This window comes from Shewanella spartinae, assembly GCF_019457555.1.
In the GTDB taxonomy this organism is placed as follows: Bacteria; Pseudomonadota; Gammaproteobacteria; order Enterobacterales; family Shewanellaceae; genus Shewanella; species Shewanella loihica.
The window spans coordinates 4,322,657-4,343,405 of sequence record NZ_CP080418.1; the positions used below are offsets into that span (position 1 = coordinate 4,322,657).

The 20,749-nt window shown below is 55.4% G+C and carries 20 protein-coding genes; 6 read left to right on the top strand and 14 right to left on the bottom strand.

The window, feature by feature from the left end; translation table 11 throughout:
- Positions 1-7: 7 nt before the first annotated feature.
- Positions 8-709 (bottom strand): cell division ATP-binding protein FtsE, encoded by a 702-nt coding sequence (gene ftsE, locus K0I31_RS18730; RefSeq protein WP_220079350.1) that lies wholly within the window; start codon positions 707-709, stop codon positions 8-10.
- An 83-nt stretch (positions 710-792) separates the two neighbouring features.
- Positions 793-2,412, bottom strand: coding sequence for a signal recognition particle-docking protein FtsY (gene ftsY / locus K0I31_RS18735; protein WP_220079351.1), 1,620 nt, complete (start codon positions 2,410-2,412; stop codon positions 793-795).
- 248 nt (positions 2,413-2,660) lie between these two features.
- On the opposite strand from ftsY, the gene rsmD reads away from it, so the two are divergent.
- Both rsmD and K0I31_RS18745 read left to right on the top strand, forming a co-directional pair.
- Positions 2,661-3,248 carry a 16S rRNA (guanine(966)-N(2))-methyltransferase RsmD gene (gene rsmD, locus K0I31_RS18740; RefSeq protein WP_220079352.1) on the top strand — a complete coding sequence of 196 codons (588 nt, stop codon included), beginning with the start codon at positions 2,661-2,663 and terminating at the stop codon, positions 3,246-3,248.
- Complete coding sequence (locus tag K0I31_RS18745) at positions 3,248-3,538, top strand: DUF1145 domain-containing protein (protein ID WP_220079353.1); 291 nt, start codon at positions 3,248-3,250, stop codon at positions 3,536-3,538. Before rsmD ends, K0I31_RS18745 begins: the two co-directional genes overlap by 1 nt.
- Positions 3,539-3,616: 78 nt before the next feature.
- Here the strand turns inward: K0I31_RS18745 and K0I31_RS18750 are convergent, their stop codons facing one another.
- The 12 genes from K0I31_RS18750 to gspC all read right to left on the bottom strand — a co-directional run bounded on the left by K0I31_RS18750 (position 3,617) and on the right by gspC (position 15,258).
- A complete protein-coding gene (locus K0I31_RS18750; RefSeq protein WP_220079354.1) occupies positions 3,617-4,378 on the bottom strand; it encodes a type II secretion system protein N in 762 nt (253 codons plus the stop codon).
- A gap of 20 nt (positions 4,379-4,398) precedes the next feature.
- A complete protein-coding gene (locus K0I31_RS18755) occupies positions 4,399-4,875 on the bottom strand; it encodes a type II secretion system protein M (protein ID WP_011867404.1) in 477 nt (158 codons plus the stop codon).
- Position 4,876: 1 nt separating this feature from the next.
- Positions 4,877-6,067, bottom strand: a complete 1,191-nt coding sequence (gene gspL, locus K0I31_RS18760) for a type II secretion system protein GspL (protein WP_011867405.1) — start codon at positions 6,065-6,067, stop codon at positions 4,877-4,879.
- A gap of 84 nt (positions 6,068-6,151) precedes the next feature.
- Positions 6,152-7,150, bottom strand: a complete 999-nt coding sequence (gene gspK, locus K0I31_RS18765) for a type II secretion system minor pseudopilin GspK (protein WP_220079355.1) — start codon at positions 7,148-7,150, stop codon at positions 6,152-6,154.
- Positions 7,143-7,922, bottom strand: a complete 780-nt coding sequence (gene gspJ, locus K0I31_RS18770; protein WP_011867407.1) for a type II secretion system minor pseudopilin GspJ — start codon at positions 7,920-7,922, stop codon at positions 7,143-7,145. The genes gspK and gspJ overlap by 8 nt, the downstream gene beginning before the upstream one ends.
- The gene (gene gspI, locus K0I31_RS18775; protein ID WP_220079356.1) at positions 7,903-8,307 is read right to left on the bottom strand and encodes a type II secretion system minor pseudopilin GspI; all 405 of its coding nucleotides are present in this window, start codon (positions 8,305-8,307) and stop codon (positions 7,903-7,905) included. Before gspI ends, gspJ begins: the two co-directional genes overlap by 20 nt.
- The gene (gene gspH / locus K0I31_RS18780) at positions 8,300-8,881 is read right to left on the bottom strand and encodes a type II secretion system minor pseudopilin GspH (protein WP_220079357.1); all 582 of its coding nucleotides are present in this window, start codon (positions 8,879-8,881) and stop codon (positions 8,300-8,302) included. The genes gspI and gspH overlap by 8 nt, the downstream gene beginning before the upstream one ends.
- Positions 8,882-8,901: 20 nt before the next feature.
- The gene (gspG, locus tag K0I31_RS18785) at positions 8,902-9,336 is read right to left on the bottom strand and encodes a type II secretion system major pseudopilin GspG (protein WP_011867410.1); all 435 of its coding nucleotides are present in this window, start codon (positions 9,334-9,336) and stop codon (positions 8,902-8,904) included.
- A 71-nt stretch (positions 9,337-9,407) separates the two neighbouring features.
- The gene (gspF, locus tag K0I31_RS18790; protein WP_220079358.1) at positions 9,408-10,628 is read right to left on the bottom strand and encodes a type II secretion system inner membrane protein GspF; all 1,221 of its coding nucleotides are present in this window, start codon (positions 10,626-10,628) and stop codon (positions 9,408-9,410) included.
- Between the two features lie 2 nt (positions 10,629-10,630).
- Positions 10,631-12,202, bottom strand: a complete 1,572-nt coding sequence (gene gspE / locus K0I31_RS18795; RefSeq protein ID WP_258406533.1) for a type II secretion system ATPase GspE — start codon at positions 12,200-12,202, stop codon at positions 10,631-10,633.
- The gene (gene gspD, locus K0I31_RS18800; RefSeq protein ID WP_220043630.1) at positions 12,195-14,318 is read right to left on the bottom strand and encodes a type II secretion system secretin GspD; all 2,124 of its coding nucleotides are present in this window, start codon (positions 14,316-14,318) and stop codon (positions 12,195-12,197) included. The genes gspE and gspD overlap by 8 nt, the downstream gene beginning before the upstream one ends.
- Positions 14,319-14,340: 22 nt before the next feature.
- Entirely contained in the window at positions 14,341-15,258 is a 918-nt protein-coding gene (gspC, locus tag K0I31_RS18805; RefSeq protein WP_220043631.1) for a type II secretion system protein GspC, read from the bottom strand.
- 262 nt (positions 15,259-15,520) lie between these two features.
- On the opposite strand from gspC, the gene hslR reads away from it, so the two are divergent.
- The 4 genes from hslR (at position 15,521) to K0I31_RS18825 (ending at position 20,533) form a co-directional block, all read left to right on the top strand.
- Positions 15,521-15,913 (top strand): ribosome-associated heat shock protein Hsp15, encoded by a 393-nt coding sequence (hslR, locus tag K0I31_RS18810; RefSeq protein ID WP_011867415.1) that lies wholly within the window; start codon positions 15,521-15,523, stop codon positions 15,911-15,913.
- A gap of 13 nt (positions 15,914-15,926) precedes the next feature.
- Entirely contained in the window at positions 15,927-16,787 is an 861-nt protein-coding gene (gene hslO, locus K0I31_RS18815) for an Hsp33 family molecular chaperone HslO (RefSeq protein ID WP_144201420.1), read from the top strand.
- A 190-nt stretch (positions 16,788-16,977) separates the two neighbouring features.
- The gene (locus K0I31_RS18820) at positions 16,978-18,519 is read left to right on the top strand and encodes a phosphoenolpyruvate carboxykinase (RefSeq protein WP_220079359.1); all 1,542 of its coding nucleotides are present in this window, start codon (positions 16,978-16,980) and stop codon (positions 18,517-18,519) included.
- Between the two features lie 208 nt (positions 18,520-18,727).
- Positions 18,728-20,533 (top strand): hypothetical protein, encoded by a 1,806-nt coding sequence (locus tag K0I31_RS18825; protein WP_220079360.1) that lies wholly within the window; start codon positions 18,728-18,730, stop codon positions 20,531-20,533.
- Positions 20,534-20,749: the final 216 nt, after the last annotated feature.

The following is a 20,749-nucleotide window of genomic DNA, read 5'->3' on the forward strand; positions in this document are numbered from 1 at the left end:
TCCTCAATTATTGGCCGAAGGCGCTGGCAGTTGTGTGAGTGCTCGCCAGCTCGTCACCGCCCAGGATACGCCCCTGCTTCAGGGTCAGGGTGCGATAACGCATTCTGGCGATCAGGCCCAGATCGTGAGTGGCAATCAGCACTGTCGTGCCGGCATCGTTAAAGGTTTCAAACAGGCGCAGGATATCCATGGACAACTTAGGGTCCAGGTTACCCGTGGGTTCATCGGCCAGCAGCAGAGGCGGCTTGTTGACGATGGCGCGGGCGATCCCCACGCGCTGCTGCTCACCGCCGGATAACATGATGGGATAGTGACGCTCCTTGCCATACAGACCCACCATATCCAGGGCTGCCAGCACCCGCTTCTTGATCTCATGCAGGGCGAAGCCCTCGATCACCAGAGGCAAGGCTATATTGTCAAAGACGCTGCGGTCCATCAACAGATGATGGTTTTGGAAGATCATGCCGATATCACGGCGCAGGAAGGGGACATCCTTGGGTCTGATGTTGGCGATGTCGTGGCCATTGATGGCGACACGACCGGCATTGGCCCGTTCGATCACTGTGATCAACTTAAGCAGGGTACTCTTGCCCGCCCCGGAGTGGCCGGTTAAAAACGCCATCTCACCGCGTTTCAGATGAAAACTCACATCGGTGAGGGCCTTCTGACCACCGGGATAAACCTTGCTAACCTGCTCAAATCGAATCATAAGTACCCAATCTTAGATGCTGCAATAGTGTTTTGATGGACCAGCCGAATTCGACTGGCCCTGGCTTTACGCCTGGCCGTTTGCTACTTGGCCTCATCCTCATGGCTGAACAGGGCATCGATAAAGTCTTTCGCATCGAAAGTTCTTAGATCATCGATCTGCTCACCGACACCTATGTGTCTAATTGGTATGCCAAATTTATCTGCAATGGCGAAGATCACACCGCCCTTGGCCGTGCCATCGAGCTTGCTCATGGTGATACCCGTGACGCCAACGGCTTCTTTGAACAGCTGCGCCTGGCTAATGGCATTCTGACCCGTACTCGCATCCAGGGTCAACATCACCTCGTGCGGGGCGCTCTCATCTTGTTTCTTCATCACACGCACCACTTTCTTCAGCTCATCCATCAGATGGGCCTTGTTCTGCAGGCGTCCCGCCGTATCGGCGATCAAGATGTCTATCTTACGGGCACGCGCCGCCTGCAGCGCATCAAACAGAACCGAGGCACTGTCTGCACCTGTGTGCTGAGCGATCACAGGAATATCGTTGCGTTGACCCCAGACCTGCAGCTGCTCGACGGCAGCGGCGCGGAAGGTATCACCCGCCGCCAACATCACCGACTTGCCCTGCTGTTGATACTGTTTGGCCAGCTTACCGATAGTGGTGGTCTTACCCACACCGTTAACGCCGACCATAAGAATAACGAAAGGTCCTTCGCTGTTTTCCGGCACCAGAGGAATGCTCACCGGCTCCAGGGTCTTCTGCATCTCTTCACGCATCAGCTCATAGAGGGCCTCGCCATCTTTCAGCTGCTTACGGCTTGCCTGCTCGGTCAGGCTGGCGATCAGGCGACTGGTGGTTTCTACCCCCACATCGGCGATCAACAGCTGCTCTTCCAGCTCTTCGAACAGCTCATCATCAATCTTCTTGCCCTTGAACAGGCCGATGAAGCCACTACCGATATTCTCGCTGGTGCGCTTCAGTCCGCGTTTTAGGCGAGCAAAGAAACCCTCTTTGGTCGGCTTCTGCTGCGGCTCGGGCTGTTGTTCAACCTGATCCTCTTGCCCTGCCTGTTCTGCTTGCTCGGCGACTAGACGCTCCTGCTCTGCCTGTTCGGCAGCCAGACGTTCTTGCTCAGCTTGTTCGGCTGCTAGGAGCTCACTCTCTGCTTCGAGACGGGCCTGCTCGGCAGCTTGACGAGCATTCTCCGCTTCGACGCGGGCCTGTTCGGCGGCCAGGCGTTCTTGCTCTGCCTCCTCTGCTGCCAGACGGGCATTCTCAGCCTCGATGCGAGCCTGCTCCTCGGCGATGCGCTGCTGCTCTGCTTTCTCAGCGGCTAGACGCTCCTGATCAACCTGTTCGGCAGCTAGACGCTCATTCTCTGCTTTTTCGGCAGCCAAACGGGCATTCTCCGCTTCGATGCGAGCCTGCTCCTCGGCAAGGCGTTCCTGCTCAGCCTGCTCGGCAGCTAGACGTTCTTGCTCAGCCTTTTCCGCTGCCAGACGGGCATTCTCTGCCTCGACGCGGGCCTGCTCCTCGGCGATGCGCTCCCGCTCAGCTTGTTCGGCAGCCAAGCGTGCATTATCTTCTTCGACGCTAGCCTGTTCGGCTTCTGCCTGGGTCGAAACTTCTACTTCTGGTGCCGCCGCTTCCTGCTTAGATTTATCTTTACGGAACCAAGAAAAAAAACCTTTTTTTGCCATGTGTAATACCAGTACTCAACTAACTGATTCAAAATTCGCTATAAAGTCGTTTTGCGCCCGTTATTATAACCAGATAGCTAGGCTATTGACGCAGAAAAACACGGCATTTTTTTCGCTAATGCCCCGGGCTTTACACCTTTTTATTATGCTTTACGTTAAAATAGCGACCTCAATTTAGCGCAACAGTCTACCACTTAATCTGGTCAGGCCAAATTCCGCTAAATGAATCCACAAAATACAGGTAGAAAATGGCAAGAAATCGACCCGCAAGCGGACAGGTGAGGATCATCGCCGGACAATGGCGTTCCAGAAAACTCCCGATCCAAGATCTCGAGGGGCTAAGGCCCACCACAGACAGAGTCAGGGAAACCCTGTTTAACTGGATCGCGGGGGATCTTCCCGGTGCCCGCGTGCTCGACTGCTTCGGAGGCAGCGGCGCCCTCTGCTTCGAGGCGCTCTCTCGCTACGCCAAGTACGCCAAGGTATTCGAGCTACAGGCCGGCGCGGCCAAACAGCTCAAGCAGAACCTTGCCACCCTCAAATGCGACTGCGCCGAGGTGGTACAGGGCGACACCTTAGTGCAGCTCAAGACGCCGCCCGCCGAGGGCTTCGATGTAGTCTTCATCGATCCCCCCTTTCGTAAGGGGTTGGCCCAGGCCTGTATCGACGGCCTGAATGAGCAGGCATGGCTCAATGAGGATGCGCTCGTCTATGTGGAGACAGAGCTTGAGCATCCGCCGCTAAACTTGCCTGGCTACTGGCTTCCTCTCAAGGAGAAACAGGCCGGTCAGGTGACCTATCGTCTCTATCGAGTCGAACGCCCGGAGGCTGAATAATGAAAATGGTCATTCTCATCGGCAAGGGGATCACCCTATTTGCCTGGGCCGTGATGCTCTACAACCTGTTTGTCCCTGCCGAAGGCAACATAGGCATGCTGCTGACGCTGCTACTTGGGATCACCCTGGTGATGCACGGCCTGCAGACACTGATCTTCCGCACCCTGTTTAAGCCACTGATGACCATAGGTTACGGCGATTACCTGAGTGTCATGCTGTTTGGCGTCTTCAGCCTGCTGGAATATCGTCAGCGCGTGATGCAGCAAGGCATGACCGACAATCAGGCCTAAACGCTAGTCTTTTGCTAAAGATAAGCAGGCATTAAAAAAGCCCCGTAGAGGGGCTTTTTTGTATCTTAATCTCAACCACTAGAGGCCGGGGAGCCGTCCCTGATAATTGATCGGGTAGTAGCCCTGGCTGTCTCGTTTACCGAGGAAGCTTAGCGCCTGCTTGAGATCGTCGGGCTGGGCCTCTGTCTCTTTGATCTTAGCGGTGACCTGCACCAGCTTGTCGGCCTTAAGCAGCGCATGGCCACTGAGGCCTAAGGCATTCATGCTGTCATCCGTCTGCACCTTGATGTTGCCATCGACACAGCTCAGCGCCACGGCGACATCACCCAGTGGATACTTACCGAATTGATTATTTACCTGCAGCTGCTGGGCAAAGAGTTTACCCGTAAGCTGCTGACACCAGGGCACACCCTGCTCCAGGTCTTGCAGCATCAGGCTGAAGTTGCCCCCCACCTGGGTACGAAACGGCAGACGCGCGTTACCCACCAGGAACTCGCTCGGCGCGTCGAAACGCACGCCGCTGGCATCGATACCAGACATAGACAGGCTCACGAAACCCTTACCGTTTACGGCGGTAGCGCGGCTGCCCACCACGAAGTCTATGTTAGCCCTGCCCGTCAGCAGGCCCCAAGGGCTCAGCTGCCAACTCACCTGCTCCAGGCGGCGCTTCTGCAGCATTAAGCTATCAATCTCACCGGACCAGATGGTGCCAGAGATCCCTGAGGCGCTTACCTGTTTAGGCAGGGGCGCCAACTTAACCGCCAGACTCGCCGGAAACAGGGCGATCAGAAACACCAGATAGACGAAAACGCCGATAACAATTTTTTTCACTAGACTCACAAAAAACCCTTACTACTTTGTTACTGCGAGAACTGGATGCGACGCACCTTAACGAAGCCTTCGGTCTCACCATCGGCCAGATCGATATTCTCCAGAGAGAGACCCTTCTGTTGCACCAGATCGCTCAGGTAATCCAAGAGCGAATCGAAGGGCACCTCATCCATCCACACCTGGATCTTGTTACCCTGGGGCTGCATGCGGGTGATCTCCAGACCATAGCTTTTAGCGCTTTGGGTCACCACGGCACTGAGGCTACCGGAGAAGCCCTTCTTACCACCAGACTGCTTGAGGCCGGCTATCTTGTTGGCCGTCTGCTTCACATAGTTGAGCGTGCTCTCCTGAGCCGTCAGGTTGCGCTGGGCATCCTCTTCGGCCTGGCTGATCGGCGTCCAGATCCCCCAGTAGAAGATGCCGAGCACCAACACTATGGCACAAGCCGCCACGAGCTGCTGCTCGCGCAACACTAAGCCATTCCACCACGTCTTAATGTTGTCCATCTTACTTGCTCCTCAGGGTTAAGGTACTGGTCACTTCATCTTCGCCGCTGTTCATGGCGCCAGAATCCACCTGGAAGTGAGGCGAGATCAGCTCCTTAAACTGTTCGATCTGGGCGTAGCTCTTGGCGGTGATCTGCATACGCAGCTCGTTACGGCCGCCGTCGAAACGCAGACTGGTCGGCTTGAGCTCAGGCACCTTATCGAAACCAACGGCAAGATCGTCGAGCATGGTGAAGAAGGCCATGCCGCCGCCAGCGCCTTGCAAGGTGCGTAGCTGACTCTCCATCTGCGAGCGCACGTTCACCATGCGCGAGCTACCCATCACCTGTTTGAAAATCTCGCCCGTCTGCTGCTGCAGGCCTTCACGCTCGACGTTCAGCTGATGAATATTGAGTCCCTTGTTGACCAGGGCCAACACCAGGGCCACCAGGATGACGATGGCGGCGTTACGCCATAGCAGCAGATGCTTGCTGTATTCGCGCTTAGGGGTATAGATACCGCTGAGCAGGTTTAGTGGCGCATTGAGGATCCCCTTGGCCAACACCAACATGGGCAGATCCAGCGGCTGAGGCTTGACCTCGACCCCTTGAATATCCAGATCGCTGTAGCTGGCCAAAGTGATTGGCGTCTCTTCCTGGGCCTCGGCGAGTCTTGGCAGAGCGGCCTGGAACCAGCTGGCATCCAGGCTGACGCCGCTACCCGTGCTGGTACGCAGCAGGTAATCCGGGCCAAATTTCATTGCCGCCCACTGGCATTCCTGTAGCGGCAGCGCCAGACAGTCGGGCACCAGTTGACGCGCCTTGATACCGGCTTCGCTTAACCAGGAGAGCCAAGTCTGCATCTGCTCGTGGGCCACCACGGCAACACTCAGAGACTCGCCATTGCGGGGGCCGGGGACAAAATGCAGTTCATCGACATTCTCGGCCAGAGTCTCTTCAAGCATGAAAGGCAGGGCCTTAAGCGCCTGACGCTGGCCCTTCTCCGGTAGCTGCACCGAGGTGAGGGTAATGGCTGAGGCGGGCACCAGAATATCCACCGGACGGTTGCCGGCACGCTCGGTCAGGGTCGACAGCCCCTGGGCGTCGCTCAGCTCTCCCGAGGCGATGATCTCCTGCTCTTGCTCCGACCATACCAGCCAAGAGCAGCTCTGCTCCGCGCTTCTTCCTAATCGGATAAATAATCTTTCACTCAATGTCTTTCTCCACAAGTCTCATTAAGTTGCTCTCGATGAGCTTGTCCTTTTATTAGCCTAGACGAGCGCTGCTCACCTAAGTGATTATTTTTGGCCGCCATATTGACGGGTCAAGACGTCCAGCTGGTTGTTACCGCCCACACGTAATACACTTTGCATCCTAAAGGTGGCGCTATCAACCTTAGCGCCCGCCTCCAGCAGAAAATACTGACTCTTAAGGCTAAAGCTCGATTCCAGATTTTTGTCCTGGCGCAGCCCTGAGATAGAACCATTAGACCAGAAGTCATCCAGGCTGTCATAGCCGTCACCCGGGCGCTGATTGATGATGCTTTCGGCCTCGCCCACGCTGATCTTATTATCAAACATGCCCGCCAGCAGCGCCGCCTGCTCCACCTCTATGGTGTTGACGTTCAGCACCTGGCGGTCATAGCCGGGGATGACGCAGATATAAGGCGCCAACTTGAGGTAGACCTCCTGGCTGAAGCCGATCACCGCCCGCAGCTCGCTGCGATGGCTCATCAGGGTGTTAGCCGCCCGGTAAGGCACGGTGCGCGACTCATAGTCGGCATCTTCGGCGCCGAACGGGCTGGCGACCGTATCCTCATCGATATAATCTTTCAGCGTATGGGTCAGGCGCTCGGCGGAGAAGTCATCCATCCCCAGCGCCACCAACAGCCCCTTAAATTGTACCGCTGCCAGCGGCAGCTTGGGCTGGCCGTTTTCCACCTCTGTGGTCTCGATCGCCAGGGCGTTTAGGTTAAAACAGGCCTGCAGATCGCTGATACGACCGCCTATCTCACCTTGCTCGGCGGGAAACACCACATCGGCCTGGGCCCAATATTGCTGACGATGCACCTTGCCCTCATCGGCATCGTCCAAATCTTGTTTCAACACCTTCTTGGCCAACTCTTCGGCCGAGATCGCATACCAATAGGCCTGATCGTACTGCGCCAGGTTGATGGTGCGGCGCACAGAGATCTGGTTACGGCTGTTGATGTTGGTGGCTATGATGGCGATCATGGCCACGATCAACAAGACGACGATCAGCGCGACCCCACGCTGCTTTCCTGGCAAGCTATTCATCGTCATCTTCCTTGCCACCGGAACCGCCATCTTTACCTCCGTCGCTGTTGCCGCCGGAGTTGTTGCCACCGTTATTACCGTTATTGCTGCCGTTGTTATTGCCGTTATTGTTGCCGTTGTTATTACCGTTATTGTTGCCCGAGCCATTTTCACTCAGCATAGCGCCCAAAGGTAACAGGAACTTGCGCTGTACCTTACCCAGGCCTTCCACCTCAATTTCCATAGCGATCGCCTTGGGCAGGCTAGTGGCATCAAACTTACGCTGCCATTTGTCCTCGACATAGAAGGAATACTCCACCGACAGGACGTTTTTAATCACCACAGTCTTAATCGGCTCGGCGCCAAACTCCGGCTCGGGATAGGGAAAATACCAACGCTCCAGGTTGTTTTCCTGTACCACATAGGCCACCGACTGCAGGCTGCCTCTGGGCAAGAGCCCGTCAGGATTCAACCAGCCGATACGGTAGAAGACGATGGCCTCAGACTCTGAATCGAACAGATCTTTGCCGGTCTGAATCACGGTCGAGCCACGCCCGCCTTCTAACAGACGCGGAGTACGGGCCACCATCTGGCCAAAATCCCGCTCCAGGGCACCGAAGCCCTGTTGCAACGACTTGAGTCGCTGGGCAAACTCGGCGGTGACCTCATCGTTTTTCATTACTGTGCTGAGCACGGCATTCGCCGCCAGCCCCAGCATGGCAAAGATGGCGATGGCGATCAGCATCTCCAGCAGGGTAAAGCCCTGTGCCCGCTTAGTCTTGCTTAAGCACATAACTGCTCACTTGGGCGATGATACGTTTATAGCGCTCATCGTCACTGACACTGATGCGTATCATTCGAAAATTATCATCTGTGGTTTTCACCACCTCTTTGCGCCAATACCACTCTTTTCCCGCCAGTTCGACGCTGCCGTCTTTACGGCCGAGATCCGGGAATTTCTTCTCCAGCCGGGCATCCACCATCTGGTTGCTCGCCACCCACTGAGCCAGGGTGCGCTCCTCGAGGATCGGCATGTTGGCCATCTGCTCACCCAGACTCTTGGTGATGGAGACGGCGGCGATGGCAAATACCATGAGGGCCACGATCACCTCGAGCAGGGTCATGCCGGCGCTGCGGCGTCTGCCCTTGAGATTCAAGCTAAGCCTGCGCTTACTCATCGAATCCATCCTTTCTGCCCAGGGTCAGGCGGCCTAAGGCATCGCCAACCACCAGGGCCTCGATCTCCTGGCCACGCTCATCTTTACCGACGAAGGTCAGCTCGAAGACGCTCATCTCGCCGCTGGGAAACAGCAGCACCTGAGGTTCGGGAAATTTTTTCTTCTCATCTTCGCTACGCTCGATGAGCGGCTCATCGAACCAGGATTCATCATCTTCTTCATCTTCCTGGGTCAGAGGCAGACCGTCGAGCACCAGATGCATCTCGACACCGGGATCCATCTCTTTGGCCGCCAGCAGACGATCTTGCTGCAGTGGCTTCCATTTGCCCTCATCGTAGACGACAAACTCGTAGCGCTGCTTATCGATAACTATGCCGATAAAGTGGCCGCTAAGTATGGTCTCATCCAACACCAGCTCGGTAGCCGCCATAAACTGGCGCGCCGTACGCTCCAGCGCCTTGTGTTGGTCGGAGCCGCTCGTGGTATAAGTCACCGCGGCGGCAGCCAATCCCATCAGCAAGACGACCAGCAGGACCTCTAGCAGGGTGAAACCGAATTGGCGGACGCCACGCATAAACAGACTCGTCTTAAGGCTTATTGGAAATCTTGCAGATTCCAGTTACCGATATCGTCTTCGGTACCCGGCTGACCGTCAGGACCGGCACTGAAGATATCGATCTTACCCTGCTCGCCTGGGCTCAGTAGCAGGTAATCGTTACGCCATGGGTCCTGTGGCAGACGCTTCACATAGCCGTCGGCGCGGTAGTTACGGGGCTCGGGTGAGATAGTCGGCTTCTGTACTAGGGCTTCGAGGCCCTGCTCTGTTGTCGGATAGACGCTGTTGTCCAGACGATACATGTCCAAGGCATTTTCCAGTGCAACAATGTCAGATACCGCCTTTTGGATGTCGGCTTTATCTTTGTTGCCCATAAGGTTAGGCACAACCATAGAAGCAAGGATCCCTAAGATAACGATAACCACCATAACTTCCAGTAGGGTAAAACCTTTTTGCTTGTTTCTTGCTTGCATTAATACTTCCTCTATAAAAAATGCCCTAACATCTGCGGCTAGGACGGCAGTTGGTGATAAACGCTTGGGCGTTAACCACTAATCATGTTGTTGAGTTCTAAGATCGGCTGCAGAATCGCCAGGACGATAAACAGCACCACGGCCGCCATGCTGACCACCAGCATGGGCTCGAACACCCCAAGGGCGATGTTGACGTTAGACTCAAATTCTCTGTCTTGGTTGTCGGCGGCGCGCTCAAGCATCTGCTCCAGCTGACCACTCTTTTCACCCGAGGTGATCATATAGAGCATCATTGGGGGAAAAAGTTTAGTATTGGCGAGCGCCGCGCCTAAGCTAGTACCTTCACGTACCCTGGCGGTGGCCTCCTCGACCGCCGCCCGTACCCGGACATTCATCAAGACCTCACTGGCGATACGCATGGCATCGAGCAGAGGAACCGAACTGGCAGTAAGGATACTCAGGGTGCGCGCAAAACGCGCCGTATTCAAGCCCTTACTCACCCGGCCGACAACCGGCATCTTTAATATTGCGCTATCGTATTTCATCCGGTTGGCCGCGCTGCGCAGCAGCTGCTTGGCGCCCACCACCAGGGCGATGATGACGCCTATGACGATCAGGCCATAGTCGCGAACAAAATCCGATGAGGCGATCAAAAACTGTGTTGTCCAGGGCAGTTTCTGGCCCATATGTTCGAACTGCCCCACCACCTGAGGCACCACGGCGGCCAGCAGGATGGCGATCACGCTGATGGCGACCAGGGTCAAAACGATAGGATAGATCATCGCCTGGGTCATCTTGCCCTTGAGCTGCTGACGACGCTCGGTATAGTCGGCGAGGCGGTTAAGCACCACCTCGAGATGACCCGATTTCTCGCCCGAGGCAACCATGGCCCGGTAGAGATCGTCGAAGATATGGGGGAATTCGGCCATGGAGTCGGCCAGACTGTAACCCTCGACCACGCGAGAGCGCACCGCCATCACCATGCTGGCGAGACGATCCTTTTCACACTGCTGCCCCACGGCCTTGAGGGCCTCTTCCACCGGCAGGCCGGCGGCCACCAGGGTGGCGATCTGACGGGTGATCAGCGCCAGCTCGGCGACCGAGATGCCACGCTTGAAGCTGAAACCGCCGCTCTTTGCCTTGGCTTCCTTCTCGACCACTGGGGTGATCTCCAGCGGCATCAGACGCAGCTCGCGCAGTTGCCCCCTGGCATGACGAGCCGTGTCGGCCTCGACAACCCCTTTCTGCTGTTTGCCCTGGGCGTTTAACGCCTTGTACTCAAATGCTGGCATGGCTACTCCTCGCGAGTGACGCGCAGCACTTCTTCCAGCGTAGTCACCCCGGCGAGGACTTTGATCATGCCGTCATGGCGAATGCTAGGTACCGTCTTACGAATATGCTTCTCGATGGCCAGCTCGCCGCGACCCGTGTGGATCAACTCGCGTACATAGTCGTCCACCAGCAGCAGCTCGTGGATACCGGTACGGCCACGGTAGCCATTGTGGCCACAGGCCGAACAGCCAGTTGCCCGGTAGATGGTGCGTGGATCGTCTTCGCTGATCCCGAGCAGCTCGCGCTCACGCAGGTCCGGCGTGTGCTCTGTCTTACAACTAGGGCACAGAGTACGGATCAGACGCTGCGCCAGCACCCCGAGCAGACTCGAGGAAACCAGGAAGGGCTCGACGCCCATGTCCTGCAGACGCGTGATAGCGCCCGAGGCGGTATTGGTGTGCAGGGTGGAGATAACCAGGTGGCCCGTTAGCGACGCCTGCACCGCGATCTGCGCGGTTTCCAGGTCACGGATCTCACCTATCATCACCACATCCGGGTCTTGACGCAGTATGGCCCTCAGACCACGGGCGAAGGTCATGTCGACCTTGGTATTGACCTGAGTCTGGCCTATGCCAGGCAGTTCATATTCAATCGGGTCTTCGACGGTCAGAATGTTGGTGTCGATGGCATTGATCTCGGTCAGACCCGCATACAGGGTGGTACTCTTACCCGAACCCGTAGGACCTGTAACCAGGATGATGCCATGGGGCTTACGGATCAGTTCGTCGAACTGATGACGTATCTCATCTGTCATCCCCAGCTGTTTCAGATCCAGGTTGCCGGCATTCTTATCCAGCAGACGCAGCACCACGCGCTCGCCGTGGCTGGAAGGCATGGTCGAGACACGCACGTCCACCGCTCGACCTGCGATACGCAGCGAGATGCGGCCATCTTGCGGCACCCGCTTCTCGGCGATATCCAGACGCGCCATTACCTTGATACGCGAAACCAATAGCGAGGAGAGCTTACGATTGGGCTTGAGCACCTCTTTGAGCACGCCGTCGACGCGGAAACGCACCACCAGCTGCTTCTCGTAGGTCTCGATATGGATATCCGAGGCTTCCTCTTTGATCGCCTCGGACAGGAGCGCGTTGATCAGCTTGATGATAGGTGCATCGTCGTCACCCTCAAGCAGATCCTCTGTCTGTGGCAGCTCCTCGGCCAGGGTAAACAGATCCATCTCGTTGCCGATATCTTCCATCAGCTGCTGCGCCTCGGAAGAGTTGGCCTGATAGACCTGAGTCAGCTTGGCCTCGAACACAGAGGGCTCCAGCTGCGCCAGTGCCAGCTCTTTTCCTGTGTAACGGCGCACCTCCAACATAGCGTCGATAGGCGTGTTGACTGTGTGGTACAGGGTTAATCCGGCTTCGTCGTCCTTCTCCAGCACCAACTCGAATCTGTGGGCGAAGGCGAAGGGCAGACGATCCCGGCTGCTTGAGTGAAATACCTCATCGGATTCGGCCTCCGAGGCTAGCCCGAGTTCACTCGTTACCTGGGCCAGTTCCTCGTTTTGCGCGGCTTGGATATCACTCATCTTGCTTATCTTGCTGCTTGTTTTCGTTAATCTGTTTCAGCGCTGGATCGGTTTCACGCATCTTGGTATCTAACCCCTTGCGATCCTTATAACGCTGCAGTACTTCGTTAACTTCGGGCGGTAGGTACTCTGCCTGATTCCACTCTTCCAGGATAGGCACGCTGGTATTTGGCATCAGGTTCACGCCACGTTCCTGCTGCTCGAGCTGCAGGGCACGGAAGTAGTTGTACTTACGACCGGCAATGCCTTCCATGGTCACGCCATCGCGTATGATGGTCGGCTTGATGAAGACCATGAGGTTTTTCTTCTTCTTACCGCTAGAAGAGGACTTAAACAGGTGACCTAAAATAGGGATGTCACCGAGGAAAGGCACCTTCTGCACGCTCTCCTGCACCTCTTCGTTGATCAGACCACCCAGCACCACGATCTGGCCTGAATCGGCCATCACGGTAGTGGTCAGACGACGAGTGGCAAAGGTCACGTCGACCCCAGTCTTACCATTGATGCCTGAGACTTCCTGCTCGATGGTGAGCTTAACCGTAGTGCCTTCGTTGATCTGTGGCACAACCTTTAACTTCACGCCCACTTCCTTACGCTCAACCGTCTGGAAGGGGTTGCTGTTACCATTGCTGGAGTTTTGGCTACCTGTCAGCACAGGCACCTCATCACCCACGATGAAGGAGGCTTCCTGGTTATCCAGAGTAGTGATAGAAGGGGTTGCCAGCACGTTCGACTTGGTATCGCTCGATACCGCCTGGATCAGGGCGCCGAAGTCACCCATGGCCACGCCCCAGGCCATACCGTTGACCTTGCCCAGCGCCTGGGCCAGCAGGGTGATGTCACCTTTGGTATCCGGATTCTTGGTACAGGTCTGATTGTCACCTGACCCCGAACATGTTTGCGATGCTTTCTGATCTTGTGCCTGCCAGATACCGGCACCGATCTCACCGATGGTGGGGCCTAGGTTATTAAACTGAGTACCGCCACCGGCCTCTGTGGCCCACTGCACGCCAAAGCCGACATCGTCACCCTCGGCGACCTCGACGATAATGGCTTCCACCAATACTTGCGCGCGGCGTATATCTAACTGGTTGATGACACTCTCAAGGGTGCGCATCTGATCTGGCTCGGCGCTGATCACCAGTGCATTGGTGTCTGGGTGAGCCATGATGTTAATTTCATTGCGGCGCTTGCTGCGACCGCCCTGGGCCTGACCGCCCTCCTGATCTTTGGCCAGCTTCTCGGCAAAGCCGGTCAGCACTTCCACTAAGTCTTCGGCCTTGGCATAACGCAGGTAACGCACCTTGGTATTGCCCGTGGTCGCCTGCTCGGCATCCAATTTCTTAATCAGGGCCACTACGCGCTGACGGCTCTTCTCGTCACCGCTGACGATCACGGCGTTGGTACGTTCGTCGGCAACCACCTTAGGCGCCTGACCCGGTAGCTGTGATTGGTTGGCGCTGGCGCGATACAGGGTGTCGATAATGCGCACCATCTCGCCGGCAGAGGCATATTCCAGCGGCACGACCTGTACCTCGGTATCGCCCTGCTTATCGACGCGGCGGACAATTTCCACCAGCTTATTCACCACGGCCGCACGGCCGGAGATCATCAATACGTTAGACGGGTCATAGTTGACCACGTTACCGCCACCAGCATTGTCGTTTAGCTGACGCAGCAAGGGGGCAAGCTGTTTCGCCTCTGTGTTATAGAGCGCGACGATGCGGGTCACCATCTCATCGCCAAGGCCTGGGGTGCTGTCGTCGGCGACGCGGATCGCCGAGGTCTTGGCGTCTTTGTCCTTGATCACCTTGATGATGTTGTTGTCCATCTCGACCACGGCGTAGCCATAGACCTGCAACACATTAAGGAAGAACTGATAATACTGCTCGTCGTTGAGCAGATCGTAACTGCGTACGTTGATCTTGCCGCGTACGGTAGGGTCGACGATGATAGTCCGGTTCAGGTTCTTACCAACTATGTTGATAAATTCCTGAATGTCAGTGCCCTTGAAATTAGCCGCGTATTGTTCCGACCACGCCACTTGTGGCGCTAACAGCGAGGCGCCCATCACGACGCTCGCGATAAGATTGCGGCGTATTTTCTTGTTGTTCATTAATGACTTCCCCTAACCCTTTTTATTGCGGCAAACTAAACATGATCTCAACCAGCTGACCCTCTCTTTCAACCATCAGAGAAATTTCGGTCAATTCTGGCAACTGCGCCATCACTTCCAATGCTTGGCTCATATCAGTCAGATCATAGCCGTTCATTGATTTTGCTAAATCGTTGGCCTTAAAGCCAGCCTGTTCAAATAATTGTCTGTCCTTGCCCGGATTCAGGCGATATCCCTGCAGCTCGCCGCCGACATTGACCGGTGAGATGGCAAGGTAATCGGTGATCTTGCTGGGGTCTTCCAGCAGGGCGTCGCGCGACTCTTCCAGCTCTTTAGAGACGGCGCTGTTGCTACGCTTGTCTATGGTGCGCACGTCGCGAGAGGAACGTGCCTCCTGCAACTGGCTATTGGCGGCGCCCTGGGTCTCATACTTGAGGCCGTCGAGCATCAGGGTCTCGTAGCGACCACTGTTGGAGATGATGATGCGATCGGCATACACCTCTTTAAGCGAGGCCGAGGTACCCTTGATCTTGTCGCCCAGGCTATAGGTGTTCTGACTGCCGCTGGATTCGATCACCGCCAGCCCATGCTGCTCTGCAGTCGAGGCCACCACGCCGGTCAACTGAATCGACAGCGAGGTCTTAGGGGCATCGGTGATCTTCTCTTCCACCACGGGCTTAGGCTTATCCGAATTAGGATCCGCCTTACCGAAGAGGGCTAATTCCTGCAGCGTAGAGACATTCACCTGAGACGATGACTGGCTGCTGGAGACAGGGGTCGCCTGCCATTTTTGTGGGGTTTCTGCGACGGGCACCAACTTCCATGTGATCTGCGCCAAAAGATAGATAGCGGTAATCAAACCGAGCCAGAATACGGCCGAACTCAGAGGCTTCTGCGGCACGGCAGAGGCCTTAGATATTACTTTGTCTAATAAATCCATATTATTGTGGACCCTCTTTGCAGGCCTCTAATCTGATTATGATAATTTCCTAGCTGTGGCTCATGCTAACCTACACAGCTAATCGCAACAAGCCCATAACAGTCTCTTTATTGGCCTATAGAGCCGATTTATGCTAACTTTACGCGCCTAAAAAGGGTGTGAGGTCTGTCGCTATCTCATCTGTTGGCTAACGACAAGTATGGACTATTTTTTCAGCCTGTGAGCTTGCACATCTTTATACACCTAAGGAGACCTGATCACCATGACCTCAGAGAAAGAGCTTGGCGTTCGGCTCGACAAGTGGCTGTGGGCCGCCCGCTTCTATAAGACGCGTGCAATCGCCAAAGAGATGATCAACGGCGGTAAGGTGCACTACAATGGCCAGCGCACTAAGTCGAGCAAGCTGGCCGAAGTCGACGCCGTGATTAGATTACGACAAGGATATGACGAAAAAGAGATCGTCATAAAAAAATTATCCGAGCAACGCCAGAAGGCGGTGGTCGCCCAAACCTTATATGAAGAGACGCCAGAAAGCATAGCTAAACGCGAGACCTATGCCGAGGCAAGACGCTTGAATGTGCTCAACAATCCCGCGCCGGATACCAAGCCAGACAAGAAACAGCGTCGCCAACTAATACGCTTTAAAGAAAGCTAACTGTGAGACACAAATGAGTAAAGATATCTTAAACCGTTACCTATTCGACAACGCCGATGTGCGCGGACAAATCGTACAGCTAGAGAAGAGCTATCAGGAGATCTTGTCGGCCCACACCTACCCTGAGGCCATTGCCCGTCTGCTGGGCGAGCTGATGGCGGCCACCTCTTTACTCACCGCCACACTGAAATTTGATGGCGACATCAGCGTACAGGTACAGGGCAACGGCCCGGTATCCCTGGCGGTGATCAATGGCAACAACCTGCAGCAGCTGCGTGGCGTCGCGCGCTGGGAAGGCGAAGTCGCCAAAGAGGCCAGTCTGCAACAACTGATGGGCCAGGGCCACATGGTGATCACCCTGACCCCGAACAACGGCGAGCGTTATCAAGGCGTAGTGGCGCTGGAGAAGGAAACTCTGGCCGAGTGCCTGGAGCAATACTTCCTGCAATCTGAGCAGCTGCCTACCGCCATCCGCTTGTTTGCCAACGGCAAGCAGGCCGCCGGCATGTTGCTACAGGTTCTACCGGGCGAGGACGAGCACAACGAAGAGTTCGAACATCTCGAGCAACTGACCAGCACCATCAAGGCCGAAGAGCTATTCGAGCTCGAGGCAACAGAAGTATTGCACCGTCTGTATCACCAGGAAGAGGTTCGCCTGTTCGATCCTATCGAAGTCACCTTCTCCTGTACCTGCTCTCGTGAGCGTAGCGGTCAGGCACTGAAGACGGTAGCCAAAGAGGAGCTAGATGCCATCCTAGCCGAACAGGGCAAGATCGAGATGGGCTGCGAATACTGCAACAGCAGCTACAGCTTCGATTCTATCGATATCGAGGCGCTATTCAAAAACGCCCCTAAGGCCGATACCCAGCAGTAAATCATCGGCTTAAATTCATGATTAATAGAGGATGCCTGTGCGCATCCTCTTTTTTTCACGATTTTCGCGATCTTCCTCACACATTCAATTCCGCTTAAGTTACAATCGGGCCTCTGCCTATCATGCAGATAAAACAAAAACAAGCTGGCATAGACCGGCCAACCCTACTCGAATGATGGAGACCTTACAGATGGCGGATGGATCTAAGCAAACTCATAAAAATCCCTCTACGGCACAACTAGTTGAGTTTGCACTCGCACGCGGCGAAGGAGAGCTAACGGCGAATGGTGCATTAGTGGCAAAAACCGGCGAGCGTACTGGGCGTTCACCGAACGACCGCTTTATCGTGAAAGAAGCGAGCAGCGAAAATGATATCGATTGGGGTTCGGTCAACAAGCCGTTCGCCATGGATGCCTTTAACGCCCTTTGGGATCGCGTCGCAACTTACCTGGCCGACAAAGAAACTTTCGTTTCTGAGCTGGAAGTGGGTGCCGACCCAGAGCACTACCAACCCATTGAAGTTAAAACTGAAACCGCCTGGCATCAGCTCTTTGCCCGTAACCTGTTTATCGTGCCTGAGCAGTTTAACGTCGCCAACAAGCCTGTATGGCAGATCATGAATGCACCGGGTTTCGAGTGCGATCCTGCTCGCGATGGCACCAACTCAGACGCCACCGTCATCATCAACTTTGCCGATCGCAAGGTACTACTGGCTGGCCTGAAGTACGCCGGCGAGATGAAGAAGTCTATGTTCTCTGTGCAGAATTTCCTGCTGCCTGCCAAAGGCGTACTGCCAATGCACTGCTCGGCCAACGTCGGCAGCGAAGGCGACACCACCCTATTCTTCGGCCTGTCTGGCACGGGCAAGACCACACTGTCAGCAGATCCTAAGCGTTTCCTTATCGGCGACGACGAGCATGGCTGGGCACCGGGCGGCGTATTCAATATCGAAGGCGGCTGCTACGCCAAGTGTATCGATCTGAGTCAGAAGAACGAGCCAGTTATCTGGGACGCGATCCGTTTCGGTACCGTACTGGAAAACGTCACTCTAGACGAGCAACGTATCCCTGACTACAGCAACACAGAGCTGACCGAGAACAGCCGCGCGGCCTACCCACTGGAGCACATCGCTCAGCGTAAGGAAGAGAACCGTGGCGCCGAGCCAAATGCCGTCGTCTTCCTGACCTGTGACGTGTCTGGCGTGCTGCCACCTGTGTCTAAGCTCAGCAAAGAGCAGGCGGCCTACCACTTCCTCTCTGGTTACACGGCAAAGGTGGGTTCGACCGAGATGGGCTCGACCTCTGCGATTCAGTCGACCTTCTCGACCTGTTTCGGCGCACCATTCTTCCCACGTCCTGCTGGCGTTTACGCCGAGTTGCTGATGAAGCGTATCGAGTCATTCGGTAGCCAGGTTTACCTGGTCAACACAGGCTGGACCGGTGGTCCACACGGCGTAGGTAAGCGATTCGATATCCCAACGACCCGCGCCATCGTCGATGCCATCGTCAGCGGCGAGCTGAAGGATGTGGAAACGGTTCACATCGACAAGCTGAACCTTGACGTACCAGTGGCTGTGTCTGGCGTGGATGCCAAGCTGCTTAACCCGGTCAACACCTGGGCCGATAAGGCAGAGTATGACAAGTATGCTCAGCAGCTGGCCGAAGAGTTTGCCGCGAACTTCACTAAGTACGACGTGTCTGACGCCATCAAACAGGCTGGCCCTAAGGCTTAAGCCCTGGGTCTGATGACAATATTTAAAATGGCCCTTCGGGGCCATTTTTTATTGCCTAACGCTCAGCAAGTCCCGCCTTCCAACCTACCCGATCGGGTAATGGTAATTTAATCAAAGCCATAGATAATGTCCTTTCAGCCGTATTGGACCTCGGCTAAGTTGTCGTTGTCGGGTCCTTTTCATTGTTAATATTTGTAAGGACACAAATATGCGTTTAACTCACCTTAGCTCTCTGCTGCTCGGTACCTGCCTACTCAGTGCCTGCGGCGGCTCCAATAATGATTCAGATACCCCAACCGACGGCGGCACGCCGCCTCCCACGAGTTTCGACCATAGTGTTGTCGGCACTGTGGTGTACCAGGGCGCAGTAGCCGGCGCCGAGGTCTGTGTGGATCTCAACCAAAATGCCAGCTGTGATAGCGATGAGCCAAGTGCCATTGCAGATGCCGAGGGTAAATACCAAATAGACTGGAGCAGCGATGTCGAGATGCCCGTCTATGATCTGATCGCCAACTGGCAACAGGCAGCAGAGGCCAGCAGCAAGCCAGCCCTGCTCAAAGCAGCTTTTCGCCCGGACTCTCTAAATGCCAATACCTCAAATACGGCAGCCGGATCCGCTAGTAGCCAGGCCGTGATCTCCATGGAGGGAGTCGGCAAGTTGGTTGCCCTGCAGGAACACGGCGGTGAGATCAACCCTATGACTCATCTGGAGTATCAGCGCGTCGCCCGCATGCGCGCCGCCGGTACCACCTCCCTTGATATCGCGACCCAGCGTACTCTGTTAGCCGCTCTATTGCTGACTATCTACGAGCGCGACGGAAATCCCTATAAACTGAGCACCGAGCAATCCCTCACTCCTGAATTTATCGACACCTACCGACTGCACCGTCACCTCGAAGCCCTGATCGGCGAGCAGCTCAGCGATGTACTGGCCGTGGATGACATCATGTCAACCATCCGAGACCAGCTAAAGACCCTGGTAGAAGAGAGTGGCATGAGCACCGAGGATTATTTAGCCAGCGACCCCATGGCGGTGCGCTTCCTGGTCAACAATGCGCTGATCGCCGAAGAGTATATCGAGGCCCCCATAGATGCGAAGATCATGTCGGACGCCGACTGGCAGGTGATCAACAGCCACTTCCTTGAGGACGACCAGCTGCATAGCAACTTCACCCTGGCCCCCGCCACACTACGGAGCCTCTTTACCCTCACCTATGGCACGCCCGATCTCACCTTCGTAGGTTCTATCGTCGAGGGCAAAGTCAATGGTCGGATATTCGATGATCGCGACGGAACTGATACACCTGAGGAATGTTGGAACAAAGAGCTAAAACATTGGGTTATCGAAGGCGACAAAGACTATCAGCCGCCCGAAATTAAGTACGAAAACAACACACTCCAGACTGTGTACAGTGGCACCTCGGTACCCATCACAATCGAATTCACTAAATACTCAGGCACTGGTGAGGAGTGGCAGGCCATTCTCAGCACCACGCCACCGGCACTCAAGCTGGCCGAACTCAACTGGCCAAGCCAGGTGTACCGCTACCGTGGAAAACAGGCAGATGACGTGATGTGCCGTGTACGGGGTGAGTTCGCCACCTGGCCCATGCCGAGCCATCAAGATCCAGAGCTCTTGACCACGGCGGATGTCGCTCGCCTCTTCTGGCCAGCCTTCTACCCAGACGATGTAGTGGTCGATGAAGAGAACAAAACCATCAAGCTCAACATCACAGGAGAGGTCACGACTTATCAATGGTCGCTGAGCACCAGCCCAAGCGATGAGCCTGTTCTGCGTCTGAAGCAGATAGACCTGCCAGCCGCCTATGCCGAATTTGTCTCTGTCGATAACTATCTGATCCAAGGCGATAAGCTCATCGAAGTCAGTATCTACGAGGCCACCGACTACAGCGGCAAGCTCGGCGATTACCTCAGCATCAGCTTCGACGGCAATGAAGACAACTTCAACCAACGCTTCTACAAACACCTGGAGACGATCGTCAAGGGGCAATAACCTTAAGAGTTAGGGCTTATTGGCAAAGCGAGAGCAAGCCAAGTCAGCTACATAAAAAGAGGATGGTGAATGCCATCCTCTTTCTTTTCCCCAACAGTCCAGCCAAGACACGCCGTTTTACCAAAAAAGCGGCTTAACTCTCCACAAAGCCCGCCGCTCGCACCCAATACTTAGGCCCGATACTTATACTCAGTGCTTATGTTAAGCACTTATGTT

Coding starts and splice junctions, on each gene's coding strand:
- ftsE (WP_220079350.1), bottom strand. CDS start 709: ATGATTCGATTTGAGCAGGTTAGCAAGGTTTATCCCGGTGGTCAGAAG.
- ftsY (WP_220079351.1), bottom strand. CDS start 2,412: ATGGCAAAAAAAGGTTTTTTTTCTTGGTTCCGTAAAGATAAATCTAAG.
- rsmD (WP_220079352.1), top strand. CDS start 2,661: ATGGCAAGAAATCGACCCGCAAGCGGACAGGTGAGGATCATCGCCGGA.
- K0I31_RS18745 (WP_220079353.1), top strand. CDS start 3,248: ATGAAAATGGTCATTCTCATCGGCAAGGGGATCACCCTATTTGCCTGG.
- K0I31_RS18755 (WP_011867404.1), bottom strand. CDS start 4,875: ATGGACAACATTAAGACGTGGTGGAATGGCTTAGTGTTGCGCGAGCAG.
- gspK (WP_220079355.1), bottom strand. CDS start 7,150: ATGAATAGCTTGCCAGGAAAGCAGCGTGGGGTCGCGCTGATCGTCGTC.
- gspJ (WP_011867407.1), bottom strand. CDS start 7,922: ATGTGCTTAAGCAAGACTAAGCGGGCACAGGGCTTTACCCTGCTGGAG.
- gspI (WP_220079356.1), bottom strand. CDS start 8,307: ATGAGTAAGCGCAGGCTTAGCTTGAATCTCAAGGGCAGACGCCGCAGC.
- gspH (WP_220079357.1), bottom strand. CDS start 8,881: ATGCGTGGCGTCCGCCAATTCGGTTTCACCCTGCTAGAGGTCCTGCTG.
- gspG (WP_011867410.1), bottom strand. CDS start 9,336: ATGCAAGCAAGAAACAAGCAAAAAGGTTTTACCCTACTGGAAGTTATG.
- gspF (WP_220079358.1), bottom strand. CDS start 10,628: ATGCCAGCATTTGAGTACAAGGCGTTAAACGCCCAGGGCAAACAGCAG.
- gspE (WP_258406533.1), bottom strand. CDS start 12,202: ATGAGTGATATCCAAGCCGCGCAAAACGAGGAACTGGCCCAGGTAACG.
- gspD (WP_220043630.1), bottom strand. CDS start 14,318: ATGAACAACAAGAAAATACGCCGCAATCTTATCGCGAGCGTCGTGATG.
- gspC (WP_220043631.1), bottom strand. CDS start 15,258: ATGGATTTATTAGACAAAGTAATATCTAAGGCCTCTGCCGTGCCGCAG.
- hslR (WP_011867415.1), top strand. CDS start 15,521: ATGACCTCAGAGAAAGAGCTTGGCGTTCGGCTCGACAAGTGGCTGTGG.
- hslO (WP_144201420.1), top strand. CDS start 15,927: ATGAGTAAAGATATCTTAAACCGTTACCTATTCGACAACGCCGATGTG.
- K0I31_RS18820 (WP_220079359.1), top strand. CDS start 16,978: ATGGCGGATGGATCTAAGCAAACTCATAAAAATCCCTCTACGGCACAA.
- K0I31_RS18825 (WP_220079360.1), top strand. CDS start 18,728: ATGCGTTTAACTCACCTTAGCTCTCTGCTGCTCGGTACCTGCCTACTC.